Origin of the sequence: Nocardioides sp. Root140 (assembly GCF_001426745.1) — a bacterium.
GTDB lineage: Bacteria > Actinomycetota > Actinomycetes > Propionibacteriales > Nocardioidaceae > Nocardioides.
Genome location: NZ_LMFI01000017.1, coordinates 1 through 19,018, shown reverse-complemented (window position 1 = coordinate 19,018; position 19,018 = coordinate 1). Strand labels below are relative to the sequence as shown.

Annotated in this window: 17 protein-coding genes; 5 read left to right on the top strand and 12 right to left on the bottom strand. The window is 68.7% G+C overall.

What is annotated here, in order from left to right; translation table 11 throughout:
- Positions 1-53 precede the first annotated feature (53 nt).
- The 5 genes from ASD30_RS25340 to ASD30_RS25320 form a co-directional block, all read right to left on the bottom strand.
- A complete protein-coding gene (locus ASD30_RS25340; RefSeq protein ID WP_156393779.1) occupies positions 54-977 on the bottom strand; it encodes a protein NO VEIN domain-containing protein in 924 nt (307 codons plus the stop codon).
- Complete coding sequence (locus ASD30_RS25335; RefSeq protein WP_268788307.1) at positions 974-2,677, bottom strand: DEAD/DEAH box helicase; 1,704 nt, start codon at positions 2,675-2,677, stop codon at positions 974-976. The genes ASD30_RS25340 and ASD30_RS25335 overlap by 4 nt, the downstream gene beginning before the upstream one ends.
- 181 nt (positions 2,678-2,858) lie before the next feature.
- Positions 2,859-4,301, bottom strand: coding sequence for a hypothetical protein (locus ASD30_RS25330; RefSeq protein ID WP_056689052.1), 1,443 nt, complete (start codon positions 4,299-4,301; stop codon positions 2,859-2,861).
- A 36-nt stretch (positions 4,302-4,337) separates the two neighbouring features.
- Entirely contained in the window at positions 4,338-5,489 is a 1,152-nt protein-coding gene (locus ASD30_RS25325) for a hypothetical protein (protein WP_056689047.1), read from the bottom strand.
- A gap of 56 nt (positions 5,490-5,545) precedes the next feature.
- Positions 5,546-6,502: an ATP-dependent DNA ligase gene (locus tag ASD30_RS25320; RefSeq protein WP_156393777.1), complete on the bottom strand. Its 957-nt coding sequence runs from the start codon at positions 6,500-6,502 to the stop codon at positions 5,546-5,548.
- Positions 6,503-6,855: 353 nt separating this feature from the next.
- On the opposite strand from ASD30_RS25320, the gene ASD30_RS25315 reads away from it, so the two are divergent.
- Complete coding sequence (locus ASD30_RS25315) at positions 6,856-7,128, top strand: hypothetical protein (protein WP_056689041.1); 273 nt, start codon at positions 6,856-6,858, stop codon at positions 7,126-7,128.
- Positions 7,129-7,221: 93 nt separating this feature from the next.
- Here the strand turns inward: ASD30_RS25315 and ASD30_RS25310 are convergent, their stop codons facing one another.
- The 7 genes from ASD30_RS25310 to ASD30_RS25280 all read right to left on the bottom strand — a co-directional run bounded on the left by ASD30_RS25310 (position 7,222) and on the right by ASD30_RS25280 (position 12,376).
- On the bottom strand, positions 7,222-7,599 hold the full coding sequence (locus ASD30_RS25310) for a hypothetical protein (RefSeq protein ID WP_082564199.1): 378 nt from the start codon (positions 7,597-7,599) through the stop codon (positions 7,222-7,224).
- A gap of 171 nt (positions 7,600-7,770) precedes the next feature.
- Positions 7,771-8,679, bottom strand: coding sequence for a DUF5131 family protein (locus ASD30_RS25305; RefSeq protein ID WP_056689037.1), 909 nt, complete (start codon positions 8,677-8,679; stop codon positions 7,771-7,773).
- A gap of 289 nt (positions 8,680-8,968) precedes the next feature.
- Positions 8,969-9,196 (bottom strand): hypothetical protein, encoded by a 228-nt coding sequence (locus ASD30_RS25300; RefSeq protein ID WP_056689033.1) that lies wholly within the window; start codon positions 9,194-9,196, stop codon positions 8,969-8,971.
- Complete coding sequence (locus ASD30_RS25295) at positions 9,196-11,151, bottom strand: DNA cytosine methyltransferase (RefSeq protein ID WP_056689030.1); 1,956 nt, start codon at positions 11,149-11,151, stop codon at positions 9,196-9,198. The genes ASD30_RS25300 and ASD30_RS25295 overlap by 1 nt, the downstream gene beginning before the upstream one ends.
- Positions 11,148-11,411: a hypothetical protein gene (locus ASD30_RS25290; RefSeq protein WP_056689027.1), complete on the bottom strand. Its 264-nt coding sequence runs from the start codon at positions 11,409-11,411 to the stop codon at positions 11,148-11,150. Before ASD30_RS25290 ends, ASD30_RS25295 begins: the two co-directional genes overlap by 4 nt.
- Entirely contained in the window at positions 11,408-11,767 is a 360-nt protein-coding gene (locus tag ASD30_RS25285; RefSeq protein ID WP_056689024.1) for a hypothetical protein, read from the bottom strand. Before ASD30_RS25285 ends, ASD30_RS25290 begins: the two co-directional genes overlap by 4 nt.
- A 288-nt stretch (positions 11,768-12,055) precedes the next feature.
- Entirely contained in the window at positions 12,056-12,376 is a 321-nt protein-coding gene (locus ASD30_RS25280) for a thermonuclease family protein (protein WP_082564186.1), read from the bottom strand.
- A gap of 193 nt (positions 12,377-12,569) precedes the next feature.
- On the opposite strand from ASD30_RS25280, the gene ASD30_RS25275 reads away from it, so the two are divergent.
- The 4 genes from ASD30_RS25275 to ASD30_RS25260 all read left to right on the top strand — a co-directional run bounded on the left by ASD30_RS25275 (position 12,570) and on the right by ASD30_RS25260 (position 18,422).
- Positions 12,570-14,036, top strand: coding sequence for a site-specific integrase (locus tag ASD30_RS25275; protein ID WP_200951255.1), 1,467 nt, complete (start codon positions 12,570-12,572; stop codon positions 14,034-14,036).
- An 83-nt stretch (positions 14,037-14,119) separates the two neighbouring features.
- Entirely contained in the window at positions 14,120-15,883 is a 1,764-nt protein-coding gene (locus ASD30_RS25270; protein WP_056689016.1) for a hypothetical protein, read from the top strand.
- The gene (locus tag ASD30_RS25265; protein WP_056689012.1) at positions 15,868-17,985 is read left to right on the top strand and encodes a hypothetical protein; all 2,118 of its coding nucleotides are present in this window, start codon (positions 15,868-15,870) and stop codon (positions 17,983-17,985) included. Before ASD30_RS25270 ends, ASD30_RS25265 begins: the two co-directional genes overlap by 16 nt.
- Positions 17,982-18,422 carry a hypothetical protein gene (locus ASD30_RS25260; protein WP_056689007.1) on the top strand — a complete coding sequence of 147 codons (441 nt, stop codon included), beginning with the start codon at positions 17,982-17,984 and terminating at the stop codon, positions 18,420-18,422. Before ASD30_RS25265 ends, ASD30_RS25260 begins: the two co-directional genes overlap by 4 nt.
- Positions 18,423-19,018 lie beyond the last annotated feature (596 nt).

Sequence of the window (19,018 nt, the reverse complement as noted above, 5' to 3'; positions counted from 1 at the left end):
CCAGCCGCCAAGCGGGGCACTGCCCGGCCGTCGCCCGCCGCGGCGATTCGGGTTCAGGTTGTGGCGTCGAGGGGAAGGCCAGGCACGAAGTCGGTCATGGCGATGCTGAGACGGACGCTAGCCCAGCGTCCTTGCGCTGAGACATCTCTCGGGAGGTGCGGCACCAGGTTCACTGAGGAGCACCAGCCAATGAGCTCGAGGCTGTCGTCGCGGTTGCGACGCACCGCGACCAGGGACCACGCCGGATCCCTCTCTCCGACGGCTGCCTCGTTACGGGAGAGGAAGAACTCCACGCGCCCGGCCGAGGCGCTGCTGGTCGTCTTGACCTCGATCCGATGCCGATGCCCGGTGGTGTCGGGACTGCTGACGTCGTAGCCCAGTTGATCGCTGCGCAGGCTCACCTGATTCACTGCCGCGGCAAGGTCGGGCCGATCCCGCTCGATGAGGTGCCGCTTGCAGAGTTCGACGACGAACTCCTCGCCACGGGCACCCTGATCAGCGAGTTGCTCCGCATCCAAGGTCCTGCCGAGGCTCATCAGCAGGGCCTCGCGGCGCGCGGCGTCCTCGAGGAGTTGCTCGAGGGCTTCCTGGTCGGCCTGCGGGACGTTTTCCCAACGGACCTCGTCGTCAACCACCGCCGCGTAGAGCCACAGCGGGGGCTCTTCGAGTAGCAGTTCCTGGAGGAGCAGCTCGGCGGCCACGTCGTCTGGCAGCCCACACAAGCTAAGGAGCGTCCGGGTGGGGATGTAGGTGCTGCCGTTAGTGGTGACCAGGTGCGCTCGTTGCAGAAGCCGATGACCGGCCTGAAGATCCTGGGAGCGGTAGAGGCCGCCGGTTGCTAGTTGGTCGTAGCTGGACTCCAAGGACGCGGCCGTGTTGCCAGCGGCGTCCAAGACCCGGCCAGCCAACACTGCCGCCTGGAGCTGGTAGGCGGTTGGTGTGGACCTTCCGGGCGGGTGGTGGTTGACGTCGCTCACTGTTCCCCGCGGAGGTGGGCGAAGAGAGCGACCATGTCGGCCGTGGAGTCGAGCGCCGGCCCGTAGTCCTCATCCGAGGGCAGCGCCATCGTGCTGATGTCCGGGTCGTCGAGCATCTCGCCGAGGCGCTCTGCCTTCTCCCTGATCCGGGCGTCGATAACCTCGTCGATCGTCCCCGCAGTGAGGAGGAAGGTGATCCGGGTCTCCTGGTCGGGAGGCAGGCCGAGGCGGTGGATCCGGTCGACGCTCTGGAGGTACTGCCCCGCGTTGAAGGTGCGATCCAGGTAGATCGCGTCATGGCAGACCTGGTGCAGGCTCACGCCCTCGCTCATGGCCGCCGGGTTCGCGAGCAAGACGGCGCACCCAGGGTCGGTGCGGAATCTGGCGAGCTCGCTCTCGCGGGTACGGGCGGCAGCGGGGTCGGCGGTCTCGGAGGGGATGCCGCCGTAGATGAGTGCGGGCTGATGCACCGCCAACATCCGCTCAAGCCCCTGAAGGTTCCGCACGAAGTTGCTCCAGACGAGGGTCTTGCGCCCCTGCCCGGCGTTCGCGTCGATCAGCTCGGCCAGCTGGCGGAACTTTGCTGGCGTCTCGTACTGGTTGTACTGCTGCAGGAGGTCCCACAGCGCGCTGCCGGGCGGAACGTCGAGCGGGGGGTGGCGGAAGCTGACCGCATCCTCGGCCCCCGAGCCGGCCGTGAGTAGCTGTGGGTTGGTGGCGGCCTCGAGCAGGTACATCACGATGTCGCCCGTGCTCGCGAAGGTCGCCCGGTCGGCCATGTTGACCTCGAAGGCACCGGCGTAGCGATCGCGTAGCGCGTGGTAGATCTCCGCCTGGAGGGGATCGAGCTCGACCTCGACAACGCGCATGGTGGGCTGGTCCAGCCCGAGCTCGCTCTTCCTGGTCCGCACGAACAGCGGCGCGATCGCCTCGGCCACCTGGGCGCCGGCATCAGGTGGTGGCGGCGTGACCAGGGCGTCGGCGGGCAGGACGCGCCGGCCTTGACCGGGCCACAGGTAGTCCAGCAGCGCGATCAGGTCCTGGGGGCTCTGAGGAGCGGGTGTACCTGTGAGGATGTCCCTTCGGGCCGCCAGGAAGGCGATGCTGAGGCAGGCGCTACCGAAGGTCCCGTCCCAACCGCGCTTCATTCGGTGCGCCTCGTCCAGGAGCACCAAGGTGGGTTTGCTGGCGACCCACCTAGCGATCGTCTCGTAGCGGCTGTCAAGGCGGTGGTAGTTCACCACCAGCACCTCGGCGTCGCGCGGTGGCTGGTCGACCAGCGGGGCAACGACCGGTCGTTCGCCTTCGGGGAAGCAGTCGTTCACCTCGGTCTGCCAGGCATCGAATGCAGAGAGCGGGGCAACGACCAGCATCTGCTCGACTCGCCCAGCCGCACGCTCGCTCTCGTAGACGGCGTAGGCCACGCTGGTCTTTCCGGCCCCGGGGACTGAGAAGTTCGCTCCGTTGGACAGCCCTAAGAGCCGTCCGAGGTCCCGGGTCTGGAATGTGCGCAGGTCTCGCGCGAAACGCGTTCCGACCAGTCGCTGCGCAACCTCGTCCGCGTCGAGCGGACGAGGCTCCGAGAGGGCCGTCTGCAGCAAGCGACGCTGCGCTCGGGTCTGTTGGAGCAGGTCGTCCAGCTCGGGGGTCGACCGGATTCCGACGCCGTAGCGCTGACAGGCGGTGCGGAGCCACCCCATGTTGCTCAGCAGCCGCTCCAGCGGAAGTACGACTTGGTGACCGGGGCGCTCCCCGTCGGAGCCCCACTCGCCAATCAGCTGCAGCCAGAAGCCTTGCGGGACCTCACCCAGTCGGGTCGCCTGCACCACCGGCGGGACACCCCCGAGGGAGAGACCCAGTGCTGGCGCGGCAAGTGCTTGCTCAGACACCCGGATCCTCGGCCGAGGGCGCTACCGCCCGGAACGCGGCCGCTGCTCGTTCGTACTCCTGGACGGCCGCGGCGAAGGCGTCGTGGCGGAACCCCGCGCGGCCGTGGACATCGGCGTAGGTAGCTGCGGCCTTGTCCAGGACGCGTGCCGCCTCCTTGAGGTGGACCATGGGCGCGGTCAGATCATCGATCTGCTTGGAGTCGCGCTTCTTGTTCTCAATCGCGGTCGTGAGCCCGCTGAACAGTTCGGTTGCGACGACGACCCGTGGCAGTGTGACCGTCTCGCCGTCAGGGGTGGGCAGGGTGACGTCGTCTTCGGGCTTGGTCTGGGCGAGCAACGTGTAGACCCCGGACAGGCTCGGCTTGCCGTTGACGTGTGTCTGCTCCGACTGATCCCCGCCGTCTTCGTCGTCACCGAAGAAGTCACTCACACCGGCCGGGGCGGCGCCGGCCGATTCCGCGCCGTTGCCAGGCATGAGCAACGCGTCCAGATGGGGAGCCAGCGTGGTGGACTCACCCAACGCGGGCGCCACGTAGTCATCTAGCAGGGTCGAATCGATCTCCCTGAGACGCCGGTAGTCGACGCCGGCGATCATTCCGGCGAGCTGAGCGTCACGAACGCGAGCGGCCTCTTCCGGCTTCGTGCTCTTCATCCGCTGGTAGTCCTGGTCGATCTCGATGAGAGCCTGCCGCTGGTCGTCGAAGAACAGAAAGTTGAGTGCTCCGCCGCTGGCGCTCACAACTTCGCGGATCAGTCCCAGGAGCCGCAATTCGCCCTCGACCAAATCGGTGGCCGCCTTCGTGTCCCGCTTGCTGGTGGTCAGCCCGGGGCGCAGTGCCCGACCGACCTCCAGGGTTGTGTAGTTGCCACTGTTGATGAGGTCCTCGATGAATAGCAGCTGGCTGGTGAAGCTGTACTCCTGCTTGACCTCCTGCTCCATTTGCAACCGCAGCTCGAGCTCAGTGATCTCCTTCGGCCCGGCGTCGGCCGGCAGCACGACCACCTTGAGGTACTGCTCTCGCAGGTCGCGCAGTGCGACCGCCCGGGTGTTGGCATTGACGAGCACGCCCCCGGTGGTGATCACGCCCGCGAAGAGCTGGCCGTCGTTGGCGAGCGCGTTCTTGATCCGTTCGAACCCGGGGGTCTCCCTCAGAAGTCGAGCGATGATGTCCTGGGCCTGGGGACCGTAGGGGTCTGTTGCGACGACATCCTGGTCGGCCTTGGGAAGGGACTGCAGCTGGGCCTTGATTCGGTGACTGTGCGGGCTGAGGAGCACCACATCCAGATCGACCGAGGCCACGGGCAGGACCAACGTGCCGCCCTTCCAGCGGAGCTCCTCAGCCGTTCCACCACCGTTGGCGACGGCCTGCTTGGCGGCTTCGACAGCGGCCTGGATGGCGCTCTCCCGTGTGGCGGTGGTGATCGACTGTGTCATGTACCTCTCCCGTGCTGCGTGCGTCGGTCCAGCATGTCAGGCAGGACCGACAGTTGCGGCCAGATGGGCCAGGTCCGCCAGCGTGTGCTCGGTGTAGAGACGGCCGCCATAGGCCCGCACCAGATCATCACTCTCACCTCGGTCCGCCCAGCCTGTGCCGAACAGAACCAGGACCGCCGGGATCGTGAACCGCTTGGGCAGCTGAAGGAGTGTAGCCGCCGTCTTGCGCGCTGTGCCCCCGTCGCGGGCGATCGCGATTAGCACCGCGTAGCCCGCGGTGCCATCGGCCCTGCGGGTCACCACCGACAACTGCCCCGGCAGCTTGCCATGGACCCCCGCGTGGGTTCCAAGGAACGTCTTCGGGACCGCAGCATCACCCTCGGTCGACCAGTAGCCAACATTGGCCTCATCGAGGGCGCCAAGGACGCGCCGGACCATGAGCCTGCTGATCTCGTTGTTGCTGCGGTTGCGGTGGGCGCTCCAGGCGCTGCCCACGTCCCGCTGAGCAAGAAGAGTCCCGTAGCTCACCCCTCCGATGCGGAGCTTCTCCACCTCGCTCCAACCGGTCGCGTCGTCCAGGAGGAGCTCCACCGGGCGAGCGGCCACCGCACCGTCGAGCTGAGGTTCGACCCGCCCGCACACGACGTCGTCGATGATCCGGAAGGCGCTCAGAACTTGGCTCGGACTCCAAGTCCCGTCGGCATCACTCGGCAGCGAGACCCCACGAGCCTGAGAACGGGCCTGCAGGTCTCGCCAGCTCAGGCCGGCAACCAACCCGAGCGCCTCTACCACCAGCGGGTCGTCATCTTGGGCGGCCAGCACGGCAGCGGTGGTGATGTCGGCGATGCTGCCCGTGGTCGTACGGCGCGCGACGTTCGCCAGGGCCGCCTGGTAGCGGTGCGGAGACACGATGGTCCCAGTGAGAACGAGATCCGCACTTGTATCCAGCGTGCTGCGAAGCGCCGCACGAACCGCAGCGCGCAGCGCCGGCTCCGACCCGTGTATCCCGGCATCAGCGGCAGCCACCAGGGCCGTGAGCATGCCCGACAGGTCGGTGCCGTCAACCAGTGGCCGCCCTTCGGCAATCCAATGCAATGCGTCGACGAGGTCGCGCCGCCCCGTGGCGGTCAGCAGCACCGACCGATCGTCAGGCGGCAGCGCGCTGGAGTTGCCGAGAGCCTGGGCCATAGGGCCATCTTGCCGCGAACCGGCCGGCTGCATCAGCGCAATGCCCCTCCCCTGTGTCAGCCAGACAGATCCAGGCGCAGTCGGCGGTAGCGGGTCAGGTGCCGCCAGCGCCCGTATTCGAACGCCGTGTCTGCCTCGACCTCGACGACCACCATGGGGGCCACTCGGGTGATCGCAACCGGTTCGCGGCTGAACCGCCCCAGCTGGTGGGTGCTGAGCTCGGCCGGCCACGGGTGGTCATCGGTGCCGTTGAGCACAGCGGCGAGCTCAGCCGACTCCCTGGAACTGAGCGGATGGGTAGCGCCGGCAACCCGTAGGCGGCCGGCGTCGTCGACCAGGCCGAGAATTAGCCGCACCGGCTGCTCGACGCGACCGATCACCGCGCCGACGGTGGCCTCGCGGGTGTTGTGGATCCGGTACTTCACCCAAGCTCGCTGGCCGGGCAGGTAGCGCTGACCGTCTCCCTTGGCGACCAGGCCCTCAACGCCGACGTCGGCCGCGGCGTACTCCTCCAGCCACTGCCTCGCCTGGGCCGGGTCGCCCGTCTGCGGAGTCAGCTGCAGCGGTGGCCGCCAGGCCGCGGCGAGCTGCTCGAGCAGCGATCGCCGCACCCGCAACGGCCTCCCGCGCACGTCGGCGTCTCCGGCGGCCAGCACGTCGAAGGCCAGGAAGGCCGCAGGCGCCAGCTGAGCCGGTGGCCGGCGGTGGCCGCGGTAGGCCAGGCGCGGGGCAAGAGCGGCGAAGTCCAGACGCCCCTCGCTCCAAACCACGAGCGCGCCGTCGACCACGGTGCCCGGCGGCAGCTGCGCGCATGCGGCGTCGACGACGTCGGGGAAGCCGGCGGTGAGATCCGCGCCGTTGCGTGACCACACCCAACACCTCTCAGGCGTCCGCTCGAGGATGGCCCAGTAGCCGTCCCACTTGGGCTCGTAGACCGTGCCGCCGGGCAGCGCCGAGCCAGCCGGCAGCGTGGCTGCGGGCTTGGCCAGCATGGGCTCCCAGCAGGTGGGCACCCATTCAGCGTACGAACTCGCACCGGCGGCGTCTGCTCGAACACTTGTTCTACTCTGGAAGACATGGCAGGCGGCGGGTACGGGCGCGGGGCGGGGATCCCCCTGAAGGACCGTGTGCGCGCTGGCCAGCACACGGAGCCAGCTCCCAGCAGCGCAGGGGCCCCGCCTCAGCCCGGTCGGCACTGTTGGATAACTCTGCCTTTCGACGCCTCGGAGCCGCGCCCTGGCCTGTTGTTGGAGTGGCGTCGCGCCGGTCACCTCTGGGAGGGCCGAGTCATCTATGCAGCGCAGCTGCGGCCCGGACGGTGGGCCTCAGTCGAGGAGTGGCTCCCGGCCGAGCTACTCACCACCGAGTGACGCGTGCCGTCGTGTCCGCGAACCCGCCAAAGAACGACGCGTGGCGACCGTACGCCGTCGTTCGGTTCGTCCTGATCCGCAACGCCGGCCGCCTCAAGCCGTCACGCGGGCTCATCCTCGACTGGAAGCGCGAAGGCCGACACTGGGAGGCCCTGGTGGTCTGGCATGACGACGCCTCTCTCAAGCCCGTGGTCAAGATGGACTGGCTCCGCATCGACCAGCTCATCCCGGTGCCTGTCGATCCGAACTGGACCGCGCCGGAGCGCTAGCTGTGCGACCGGGCTGAGCTTTGCGGTCGGTGTCGACGAGCTCAAAGACGGCGGCCCGGGGATGGTTGAGGGCAACCTGTGGGGGCGGTGTCGTCAGGAACGCCAGACGCCGGGAGACGCGAGCCGCGCGAACGTCCCTGACGGGCGCGTCGAATCCTCCTGGGCACGGCGCATGACGTGTTGGACGGCGCCCTTCGTCACGCCGAGCAGCCGGGCGATCGTCAGCAGTGACAGCCCCGAATGGGTGCGTAGGTAGACCACCGTCGCGGCTCGCAGTTCGGCGTTGCTCTTCGTCAGCTGGGCCAGATGGTCATGCAGAGCACTCGTCAGCTGTGCGACGCCCTCTGGCCCTCCGTACCGAGACGCCCAGCCTGGTGCTGCTTCCGCGGCCGCGGCGAGGAAACCTGACGGGTCGCGAAGCACGTCCTCCACCACCTCGGCCGGCACGGCGGTCACATCGGCGGGCTGCATGCTGCCGACCTTAACGGCCCCAGCGCGCACCGCCGACTGGTCATGATCCTGCCCCAGTGCCGTCGAAGTCGAAGGCAACCTGGGCGTCGACCGGACGGTTCGACCAGATCACCTCCACGGTGTGCACTTGCGAGGCCGAGCGCTCCGCCTCGGTGGCGTCGTCCACAAGTGTCAGCAGCCACTGTCGGCTCCGGTCGCTGATGCGTACTCGTCCCACCTGCGCCCGTCGAGAGAGCGGCCCGCGGCCTTCTTCCCGACGCGGGATACCCGTGCCCCGCCCGCGGGCAGTGGGATGCGGGCAGTCGTGGTCTCACCGTCGGCGTGGACGATGGTTGTGCCGTTCGCGGTCTCGATCCACTCGCCCCACTGCTTGAACAGGAATGGGACGCCAGCGGTCGTGCACTGATCACGCAGGGACCGCGCCCAGTCGGGGTGCATCGGGCGAGCGCCGCGGCCGGACTCGCCGCCCACGATCACCCAGTCGATGCCGCTCAGCTCAGCGTTCACATGCCCGAGGAGTGGCTCGCAGGACAGGAAGCGGACGGCCGCTGGGGTCTCGAGCAGCGCGGGGATCCTGATATCGGCCCACTGCTGGTTCTCGACGGAGACGCCGATCCAGACGTTGGGCAGCGGCCAGACGTCGGCGGCACGGCAGTCGAGAACATGGTCGCTCGCGGCGATGGTGGTCATCTCGACCACGAGGCCCCGGAACTCAGGCGAGTTCAGGAGCGCCCGCATCCGGCCGTGCCGCTTGGTGAGCAGCTGGAAGGTGTGCCGCGGCGTGAGCGCCATCCGGGCGAACACCTGGGCGATGAACCAGTCGGGCACCTGGTCGTGGAACAGGTCGGACATGCTGTTGACGAAGATCCGGCGCGGCCGGGTCCACCGGAGCACCTGGTCGAGACGCTCGGGGCGCAGGACGACGTCGAAGCCGTCCTCGAAGTAGTGCCCCGGGGTCCCGCGGAACCTCTCGGCGAGGGTCTTGGCGTAGCAATGACTGCAACCCGCGGAAACCTCGGTGCATCCAGTCACCGGGTTCCAGGTCGAGTCGGTCCACTCGATGCCCGTCCTGTCTGTCATCGCGACTCCTCCGGCGAACGAGCCGCAGGGGCTGAGAACGGCGGCCAGCAGATGTCCGGACCCGTCGAGGACCCGACGGCCGGCCGGTGTGCGACCGCTCCCCCGGACTCGTCGGTCACCTCAGCAATCGCGCACGTTGGGCACAGGTGCTCGGTCGTTGTCATCTCCCAACCCGCCTCGAGAGCGGCGTGGTCGGCGTGTGACGGCGTCCACCAGCCCGTGCCCTCCGGCGCGGCCACGCCGCAGCGGTCGCACAGAACGACGTAGTGGGCGGTCTCTCGATAGCACATCAGCCGTGCCCCCCGTCAGCGTGGCTGTCGTCGACCCAGGAGCCGTTCGAGGCGAGCCGGACCATTACGTGGTAGTCGCACATCCGTCCGCCGAGCTCGGCGTGCCGATCGCACCCAGGGAAGTCGCAGACCGCGCCGAGATGCTTCTGCTCACGCCTCCACGCGGCCAGCGCATCTGCATCAGGACCCGAGCCCGGGACCGTGGTGGAAAGCTTCTTTTCGCTCATCACGCCGCCACCTCCTCGTTGTGGAGGACGGCGCGGAGCCGGCCTCCGATCCAACAGCCGACCTGGGGTGAGACCGCATTCCCGTAGCCGTCGACCCTGTCGCGCGCCGGCCCCCACACCTGGAACGTGCCCTGGTAGTCCGCGAAGTCGACGTCGAAACCGCAGCCACGACCGATCTCGTGGTCGTACATCATCCGGAAGTAGCAGTCCTCGAGCGCGAGATCCTGGAGCGCCTCACGCCACTCGGCGGTCAGGATGGCGGTCGTGTCGCGCGAGGTAAGCGTCCCGAACGGATCCGCGACCGGATGCGGGGCGGTCTCGGTTCCGGTGGAGCCGTTCTGCTTGTACCAGCCGGAGAACAGCAGCGCCTGCGTCGGCTCAGCGGTGACGGCCCCGAGAGGATCGGACACCGGGTGTGCCCGGTACTTCGCCTCGAGGATCGACCCGTTGTTCTTCATGGACCCGGCCGCGGTCAGAAGCCCGGGAATCTGATCGGCCGTCACGGTCGGCATCGCCTCAGCGTGCGAGGTGGGCGTGGTGTGCCTGCGGTACGGCAGGACGCCCGAGGAGAGGACGCCGAGGCCACCGGAACCGGCGTTGCCGACGATCGTCTCCATCGGCTCGCCCAGGCACCGGGACGTGCCGTTGGTGCGATTGGGCAGGATCCGCGCCGAGAGCACGCCGAGCGTCTCAGACCCGCCCTGGGTCGGGAGCGGCTCGTCGACGCCGCGCGGGGCGCCCTGGAAGTTGTTGACAGCCATCGCGACCGGCGGAGTGATCAGACCAGTTCCATTCGTCGAGGTCTGCGAGGGCAACGGCTGAGAGAAGTCGCGGGCGCGGCACTCCGACCCGGGCCACTCGAAGGTGTTGCCGGCGGCCGCCATCAGCGCACCGGTCGAGAGGACCGCGGTCTCCTGCTGGCTGGTCTGGGTGGCCATCGGCTGCCAAGGGTGGCGCTCGGAGCCACGCTGGGCCTTCGCCGGCATCAGCACCGCAGGGAACTCGGCGAACCGCTGGCGGCACCGCTCGGCGCGCGCCATCGTCGCGGCGGCGAGGGGCTTGGCCCGATCGCCGATCCGGGTGCCCAGGTTCGACAGGTCGAGGGCGTCGAGTGAGGGCGTGAACGGCGGGATGACCTCGCGGTAGCACGACGGGCAGCGGTAGTTGTACTGCTTGCCGTACCGGACCGAGCCGGTCGGCGGGACGCCGGTCTTCCACGACCACACGGCCTGGACGATGGTCTGGCACTTCTCGCACCAGGACTCGGGACGGTGATCCAGGTCGGGCGCGGGCAGCTCCTTGTCCCAGAAGACCCAGTACCCGCGGTCGCGGGACTGGCCGACACCGAAGAACATCGAGTTCAGGTACAGGACCTTGTGGTTGTACCCCAGCAGGCCGAGCTGCTTGAGCCACCACCGGTAGGTCGACCCATCGCCGACCTTCCGCCTTCCGGGAACGAGCTGGCCCCAGGACGCGAACTCGGTCGTGCACTCGATGAGCATCACCCGCGGGTGGTGCTGGGCGGCGTACTGCAGAACGCAGATCGCCGTCGCACGGTCGCGCTCGGACCGGGTGACGCGAGCTTCGTACTCGGCGTCCTCGAGGTCGAACAGCGTCAGGCCCTCTTCGTACGCCTTCTGCGTGTTCGCCTGGCTGTGGTTGACGCAGCTGATGCCCGCAGTGAAGAGGTCTGCGGCAGGAAGGTCTTGCGCGGAGTGGTAGTCGGAGGCCTCCCTGTTGACCAGGTCGGCGATCCAATGCTCAGCGTTCGGGTGGTTGGCCTCGTGAACCCGCACCTTGTACTCGTTGTGGTTCGCCGCCATGATCACGTCGAAGCCGGCCAGCTCGATCCCCTGCGTGAGACCACCGAAGCCCGAGAAGGCGTCGACAGCCACGAGGGTGTCGTGCTTGAACCGACGTCGCTGCAGCGCCGGGCGCCACTGTGCGGCGGTCATGACGCACTCCCCGAGAAGGTAAGCGCCGCGACGTGGCCGTCCTTGGGTACGCGGCCAGCGTGCTCGCCGCACAAGTGCCCGCCGCTGGCGCGGACCCAGCCGGTGGGCAGCTCTGCGCACGACGGATCGAGCCAGAGTGCGCCCTGGTTGGATCGAACCGTGATGGCGGCACGGCAGGCCGACCGGTGCTCGGGCTTGCCGCCGATGAAGTCGCAGGTGAAGTACGCGGAACCGTGCTTCGCAATGACGTAGATGCTCACGGGGTCACCCCCAGCAGTCGGCCGAGCTGCTCCCACAGGGTGAGGAGGTCGAGGGTGTCGGTGTCCTGGTCGCCCCACTCACGGTGGAAGTCCCGAATCTCGATCAGCCGCTCCGCGACACCCAGAAGCGCGGCGATGTCGGTCGGGGCGTGCGCGATGAGGTCGACGTCGGCCGCGACACCTGTCGTCTTGAGGCCGAGTCGGTGGTCATGGCCTGTGTAGTAGGCGACCAGGATGTTGTCTTCGATCAGTGCGTCGGCGGCAGTGGCCCGGACCTGGTCACCCACGCCGTGCCACGGGCCGGGGGTGGCGGCGTCCAGGCGCCGGCGGATCGAAGCGAGGTCCTCGACGTTCATGCGGCACCGCCATCAGCGACCGCGGCGATTGCCGTCCAGTACGGAGCCGGGTCGGCTTCAGGCTCCCCATGCCGGCAGGTACAGGTCTGGGCGCACATCGGGAGATCCCGGTTTGCGCACTCCTCCGGCCCGTGTCCCTTCTGCGCACATCCCTCGCAGCTGCTCATCTGATGACCTCCTACACCTAACGGATGCGGCCCGCGCCGCTGGGGTATACCCTCCCTATACGGTATAGCCCCCCTATACCGTTTGTAAACCCCTCCACCGTCATCGGTCCCGGCGTGTTGGTCAGCGACATGCCGTCCACATCCCCGCCCCGCGCTCCCGGGCCTGGTCTTCGACCTGCACGTACGCGGCGTGGCGCCAGACCGGGTCTGAGCTGACCCGGGCCACGGCGGCACCGGACCGGATCTGCGCCCGTCCGATGTCGCGCCCACCTACCTCGACGTAGCGCAGCCAGCGCCCGTAGGTGTCGACGTCGTCCTGCGTCGAGTCGCTCACGAGCGTGACCTGCGTGCCGACCGACAGGAGCTGCCTGAGGTGTCGCGTGGACGGGGAGCCGTAGCACTCCCCCGGCTTGCCCGGATGCGGGACCTCGGGTGCGCTGATGCTTCTCTAGGCTTTCCGAAGTTGTCGGATCACCGTGCTTGGAGGGTCGCTGTTGCCTGCTGGGCTAGAAGGCTGGACGCTGACGTTCTACGACTTCACTGCGTCCGTGACCACGCCTGACGTTGAGTGCCTGTCGGGCTTCGGGGAGGTCCACGCTCGCGCCGCGGCGAATGGTGCCCGGCACGGGACCCCGGTGCTGATCGGGCCGGGCGGGTGGCCGGACCCGCGAATCAATCTCTACTTCCGCACCGGCCCGATGGCCGAGGCACGCCCGGGAACGTGGCGTCGGTATGCCTACGCGCTGGTGGTGTGGCTGGACTACCTGCAGGTGGTCGGCCGCGGATGGGAGGAGGCGACGGTCGGTGACGTGGAAGCGTTCAAGGAGTGGCGGCTAACGTCGCTGGACAATGCCGGCCGCGTGCAGCCCACTAGCTTCGACACGGATCGGTCGGCGCTGAACAGCTTCTACTCGTGGGCCGGCCAGCGGTACGGCGTGGCCAATCCGGTCGCCACCGCCGGGGTAGGCACGCGACACCGCGCTCGGCCACACGAAATCGCACTGCGTCGCCCGTCGGTAGGCCGGGACCCATTGCGGCCAGCAGGCTCGACGCGGCGGCAGGTCAAGTGGATGCTTCGATCGGCATTCGAGCAGTGGCGCAACATCGGGCTGTGTGGCTACGGCTTCGATGGGCTGCGCCGCCCTGGCTGGCGCGGCATCAACGAGGACCGGGATGCGGCGTTCGTCGATGGCCTGTACGGGACGGGCCTGCGGTTGGCCGAGTGGGCCGCCGTCCTCGATGTCGAGATCCCCACACCGGGCGCGGCCCGGTTCGCGCCGGCGCACCTGTCGGTGGCATGCCTCAAGGGCGGCAAGACGGGCCGGACGTATCGGATCCCGCGGAGCGTGCTGCAAGCGGTAGCCGCCTACACCGACCCCGCGGAGGGCTCCCGGGCCGAGGTCGTCCGCCGTGCTCAGCGGGCCGGCCGCTACCAGCAGTTGTCCGGCCTCCGGGTCGTGACCGGCTACCGCCCGCAGACTCGTCGGCTGCTGATCGAGGGCCCAGGCGGCGGCCCGGTGCCGGTCTCGCTGGACGTGCTCGGCCCGGACGAGCGTCGCCGCTTGTTCCGACGCACCCCGGACGGGCTTGCGCCGTTGTGGGTGTGGCTCGCCCCGAATGGGCTGCCGAAGAAGCCCTACGGGTGGGAGGACACCTTCGATCACGCCAATCACCGCGTCGCCCGAGTGTGGGCCGAGACCGTCGGCGACGGGAAGGACGCGGACGAGTGCCCGCTGTGGGCGCGACCGCACATGCTGCGCCACTCGTTCTGCCTGAAGTGGTACTCGATCCTCTCCGCGGTCTGGCGGACCCGGGTCACCGGCCTGTCCGAGGAGGAGACACGCGACCTGCGCGACCAGCTGGGCGACATCTGGTACCAACTGGCCACCCTGATGGGCCACGCCCACCCGATGACCACGCGAGACATCTACCTCGAACCCTTCGCCGGCCTGGAGATCGACTACCTGATGGCCATGTTGGACGAGGAAGAGACCCTCGGAGTCGATGCATTGCTACGCACCCTCGCCCACCACGGCGGCCGCACGGTGCAGCCGATCACCACCACCGGCGCCACTACCGGCACCGGCGAGTTGTCCCGGTGAGTGGCGCGCGGGGAGGACAACCCGCGGCCCTGCCTCCGGCCGGGTGGGCGCCACGGCCACGCCTGGGGCCCGATGGCCAGAGCGTGTTGTTCGTTGACGAGTCCAGCGGGCGCAGCACGCTGTTCGACTTCGTCGAGCTGCCAGTGGCCGAACCTCTCCGCCGGTGGCTCGCCGACCGTGTCGCCCGCCGGCTCACCACGCGTTCAACGGTCAAACGCTTGCCCACCGCCCGGTCGCTGGTAGACACGGCCCGCCACTTCGCCGTCGTCTTGTCCGAGCATCCGGTCACGGCCACGCGCCCGGAGGATGTCGTCGCCGAGCACCTGCTGGCCTTCCGGCGTCGCTACGAGCACCTGAAGCCACGAACCGTGAGCAGCTATGTAGAGAACCTGCGACGGCTGCTGCTCGACGACGAGCGTCTCAGCGACGACGCGCGGGCCGGGCTGGCCGCGATCCGGGTACGCGGAATGGGTCGTCGCGACATCAACAAGCCGGGCTACACCGACACCGAATGGCAGGAGATCCTCACCGCCGTACGACACGACGTGCGGGCGGCCCGCGACCGGATCCACACCGCGCGGCGACTCCTGGCCCGGTATCGGTCCGGAGAGCTCCCCGACGGCAGCGAGGAGGCGACACTTGGTCGGTTGCTGGACGGCTTCGAACGGACCGGCCAGCTGCCCCGCAAGGCCGACACGAACGGCACGCCGGAGGTGTACCGGTGCGGCGGACTGGTCAAGGTCGCCGGCATGCTGTGCCTGTCCCCGGACGAACTCGCAGCGTTCGCGCTGCTCCTGATCTCCCTGACCGGGCAGAACTACGGCACGATCGCGGCCTGCCCGGCGGCACACTTCCGCCCCGACGGCGGGCTGACCGACGAGGGCCTGGCCCTGGTCGAGTCCTGCAAGCCGCGACGCGGACCCGACCGGGAACACATGGTCATCGCGCTGGAAGACCTCATCACCGGCGGCGACCCCGACCATCGGTGGTCCCGCTCCCCGCTGCAGGTGTATCGAATGCTGCTCGATCTCGGCGACACCGCCCGCCGCCTGAGCAACAGCCAGACACTCTTCGCCGGACGGATCGCGAAGAAGACCGGTCACACCCCAAGCCCGTGGATCACCACGCTGACAAGCCACCATGTGCAGCGATGGGCCGCCGCCCGCGGCTTCCCCACTGCCAACGCCGCGGTTCCCGACGGGAAGCCAGTGATCTCGGTCAAGAGGCTGCGGCGGACCGCGATCGAGCGGCGCCGTCGTCCCGTGGCGCACTCCCCAACCACCCTGCGGGATCGCTACCTGATGCCCCACCCCGCCGTCCAGGCCGAGTCCCACGCGATCGTCGCGGCCGCCCTGGACAGCGAGGTGAGCAAGGCCCGCGACCATGCCCGTGTCCCCGTCTTCACCCAAGACTTCGTCGACCTCGCCCGACGCGACCCACAGGCTGCCGCCACGCAGGCCGGCATCAGCATGGGACAGCTGGCCGGGCTGATCGAAGGGAGTCAGGACACCGTCCTGGCGTCCTGCCACGACCACCTGGCCAGCCCGTACACGCCGCCCGGGGTCGCCTGCTCGGCGTCCTTCCTGGCCTGCCTGGACTGCGCCAACGCCCGCGCCCTGCCGCACCAACTACCGATCCAACTGGCCGCGATCGACGCACTGGAGCGGTTGCGACCTCACCTCCCCCCGGCCATGTGGGCGCGCCGGTACGCGCCCCGGCTGGACCAGCTGCAAGACATCACCACCGGCTTCCAGCGCGCCGAGATCGATCGAGCCAAGGCCGAGATCACCGACGAGCACCGCCACCGCATCAACGACCTCCTGGAGGGCCGATGGGACGTCCGCTGAGGAGTGATGACGCCAGCCGCGTCGGCGAGCTCATCCTGCACCACCGCACCGTGCGCCCCGGGACCTCGCCGGACAAGCTGTCCCACTTCGAGGACGCGGTCTGGCACCTGGCCCCCGCCCACCCCGACGCCCACGCGAAGATCAACGCGATCCGCTGGGACCACTGGCCCGCCGAGCTGGTCGACGTGTTCAAGACCGTCACCCTGGCCTTCCTCGAAGGCCCCACTCCACGCAGCGTGACCGTCACCAGCGACGGAGACCTGATGAGCATCGGCACCCTGGTCTACCGGCTGCGCACGCTGCGCGTGTTCGCCGAGTGGATGAGGCACCACCACTTGGCCAGCCTGCACGAGGTCACCGATCAGCAGCTGGACCGCTACCGCCAGCACGTGCTCCGCCTCGAGGCCAGCACCCACCACAAGAGCCACCTCTTTATCGCGGTCCGCACCGTCTGGGAATACCGCGACCGTCTTCCCCAACGCTGTCGCCTGAACACCCACAACCCGTGGAGCGGGACGCCGCCGGCTCGGCTGGCCGCGGCCTCGCCCCGGCCCGCAGCCGCGGAGAACACGACCCCGCGCATCGCCGCGGCCACGATGGAAGCCTTGCTGGCCTGGAGCCTGCGCATGGTCGAGGTGATCGGCCCTGACATCGTGGCGGCCCGCACCGAACTGGACCAGCTGGAAGCCGGCACCCATCCCAGCCAGCGCGCCTTCGACGGGCTGACCTCCCGGCAACGGCTCCAAGCGTTCGTAGCCGACGCGACCCAGCGGCGTCACGCCCTACCTGGACATCCCCGCTGCAACCCGCACGAACAAGCACGGATCAACTGGAGCCAGCTCGCCAGAATGCTGCAACTGCCGCAACGCCAAGTACCCGCGAGCCTGCAGCCGGTCATCCTCGACAGCGGCCTTCCTGTCGACGACGGCTCACCCGTGGGCACCATCCGCGGCCTCGTCCAGGGCCGCCCGTGGCGCGAACGCCCTCTGACGACACACGAGCTCCCCAGCCTGATCTCTCACCTGTCTGTGGCCTGCTTCGTCATCATCAGTTACCTGTCGGGCATGCGACCCGGCGAGGTCCTCAACCTACGCCGTGGCTGCAGCCGTCGGGACGAGATGACCGGTCAGCTACTGGTGGCCGGCCGCTACGGGAAGGGACCGGCGCGTACCCACCGCCCCACCCTCGGGGACGACCCCTGGGAGCGCACCTGGGTCGTGGTGCGCCCGGTCCACGACGCGATCACGATGCTCGAGCAGTTGAGCGACGCACCCTTCCTGTTCCCCTCCAGCCTCCACAAGCCGCACCCGATCCGGCCGGCCGAGCTGCACGCCCGCCGAAGCAGCGAGATCACCCGCGACCTGGGAAGCTTCATCGCCTGGGTCAACGGCACCTTCCGTGGCCTCGACGACGAGGCCGTGATCCCACCGGATCCGGCCGGTCGGATCTACCCCACCAGGTTCCGGCGCACCCTGGCCTACTTCATCGTGCGTCGCCCCCGCGGGCTGATCGCCGCCGCGCTGCAGTACGGGCATGTGTCCACGACCGTCACACTCAGTTACAGCGGCAAGGCCGACAGTGGATGGCTCGACGACCTGGCCGTCGAACGCCTGGAGGCCATCCTTGAGCACAACCAGCACGACCATGCCCTGCTGGCGGCCGGGGAACACGTCAGCGGCCCCGCCGCCACCGACTATCGCGATCGGGTCGCCGCCACCCACCGGTTCGCCGGGCGAGTGGTCAACCGCGTGCGCAACGTCGAACGCCTCCTGCAACACGCCGACCCCAGCATCCACCACGGCGACGGAATGACCTGCGTGTACCGGGCCGAGACCGCCGCATGCCGCACTAGCCGACAAGCCCAAGGGCTGCCGATCGATGACGGCCCCCACGAGGCGGAATGCCAGTCCGGGTGCGTCAACCTGGCCTACACCGACCGCGACATCGCCCGCCAGAGCGAACGCCTCAACGTCCTGGATGCCGCCGCAGACGACCCGATGACACCGGCCCCCCTGCGCGACCGCGCACGCGCCCAAGCCGAACAGATCCGCGCCGTCCTCACACGACACCAGACAGCACCCAAAGAAGGTCGCACACCATGACCCGCAAGCGACGCGACCTTGACGCAGAACGCCGCGACCTGACCGCCGCCGCGGAACGTCTCCTGGCCGGCACCCCGCTGCGGTCGGCCAGCGGGAAGCTCACCAGCAGCGAACTGATCACCGAGTCCGGCCTACGACGTGACGTCGTCTACGGCGAGCACAAGGACCTCGTCGACGACTTCAAGGCACGCGTTAAAGCCCAGGACGCCACACCCAGCTCGATCGCAAGAATCTCCGACGAGAACCGCGCGCTCAGGAACGCAAACGATGCTCTCAAAAAGCAGCTCGCCGAAGAACACGAGACCACCAAGACGCTGACGAAGATCGTCGCCGAGCTCTCCCTCGAGGTCCACCAAGCACGCGAAGAACTCGCCGCGCTGCGACAGGTAACACATATCGGCACGCAGTCGCCGCACGACCGGCTGCCAGGAACGTAGCGGTGCCCCCGCTGGATCAGCGCCGAACGGGCGGACCGGGCCAGGCAGCCCACCGGCTCCACCACCCGAGCTGATCGGGGGCTGCGTCCCGAATACCGATCGGCTCGCGGAGCGTGCCAGTGCGGGATCCGCTTCCGCTGATCGCGTTCGGCGCAACCGCGTGAACTGCGGAGGCGACGTATGTCGGTCGGCCAGCGACACTCGGGATAGGCCGGACGTGTGCCTGTCGCTTGCCGACGGAGATCGGCCAACGCTTTCTCCACCGGGCTGGTCGAGATCGTGTTCCGTTCAACTCTCAGGGCGATTCAGGCCGTTATGCTGTCGATGGCCTGGCCATGGGGGCCTCAAGGGTCGCGATCTCCTCGAACTTCTGCGCATTGTCACCGAACGGGCACACATTATTGAGATGCCCAAAGCGACTGGCGACAACGTTCAGCGAGGTCGCGTCGGACCCGGGCCTCGTCTAGCCTCGGCACGACCCAGCCATTAGCCGCAATACCGTTCAGTTAAGATCACATCGGTGTAGTTTGGTGGTATGCCGAGAGCTGGATGGAAGAAGCCTGAGACCGAGCGCCGATTGTCGGACCTGGTGTCGG

Bases quoted from the DNA above. Each gene is read 5' to 3' on its own strand.
- ASD30_RS25300 (WP_056689033.1), bottom strand. From the start codon at position 9,196: ATGAGCGAAAAGAAGCTTTCCACCACGGTCCCGGGCTCGGGTCCTGAT.
- ASD30_RS25295 (WP_056689030.1), bottom strand. From the start codon at position 11,151: ATGACCGCCGCACAGTGGCGCCCGGCGCTGCAGCGACGTCGGTTCAAG.
- ASD30_RS25265 (WP_056689012.1), top strand. From the start codon at position 15,868: ATGGGACGTCCGCTGAGGAGTGATGACGCCAGCCGCGTCGGCGAGCTC.
- ASD30_RS25325 (WP_056689047.1), bottom strand. From the start codon at position 5,489: ATGGCCCAGGCTCTCGGCAACTCCAGCGCGCTGCCGCCTGACGATCGG.
- ASD30_RS25260 (WP_056689007.1), top strand. From the start codon at position 17,982: ATGACCCGCAAGCGACGCGACCTTGACGCAGAACGCCGCGACCTGACC.
- ASD30_RS25335 (WP_268788307.1), bottom strand. From the start codon at position 2,677: ATGGGGTGGCTCCGCACCGCCTGTCAGCGCTACGGCGTCGGAATCCGG.
- ASD30_RS25310 (WP_082564199.1), bottom strand. From the start codon at position 7,599: ATGCAGCCCGCCGATGTGACCGCCGTGCCGGCCGAGGTGGTGGAGGAC.
- ASD30_RS25285 (WP_056689024.1), bottom strand. From the start codon at position 11,767: ATGAACGTCGAGGACCTCGCTTCGATCCGCCGGCGCCTGGACGCCGCC.
- ASD30_RS25330 (WP_056689052.1), bottom strand. From the start codon at position 4,301: ATGACACAGTCGATCACCACCGCCACACGGGAGAGCGCCATCCAGGCC.
- ASD30_RS25305 (WP_056689037.1), bottom strand. From the start codon at position 8,679: ATGACAGACAGGACGGGCATCGAGTGGACCGACTCGACCTGGAACCCG.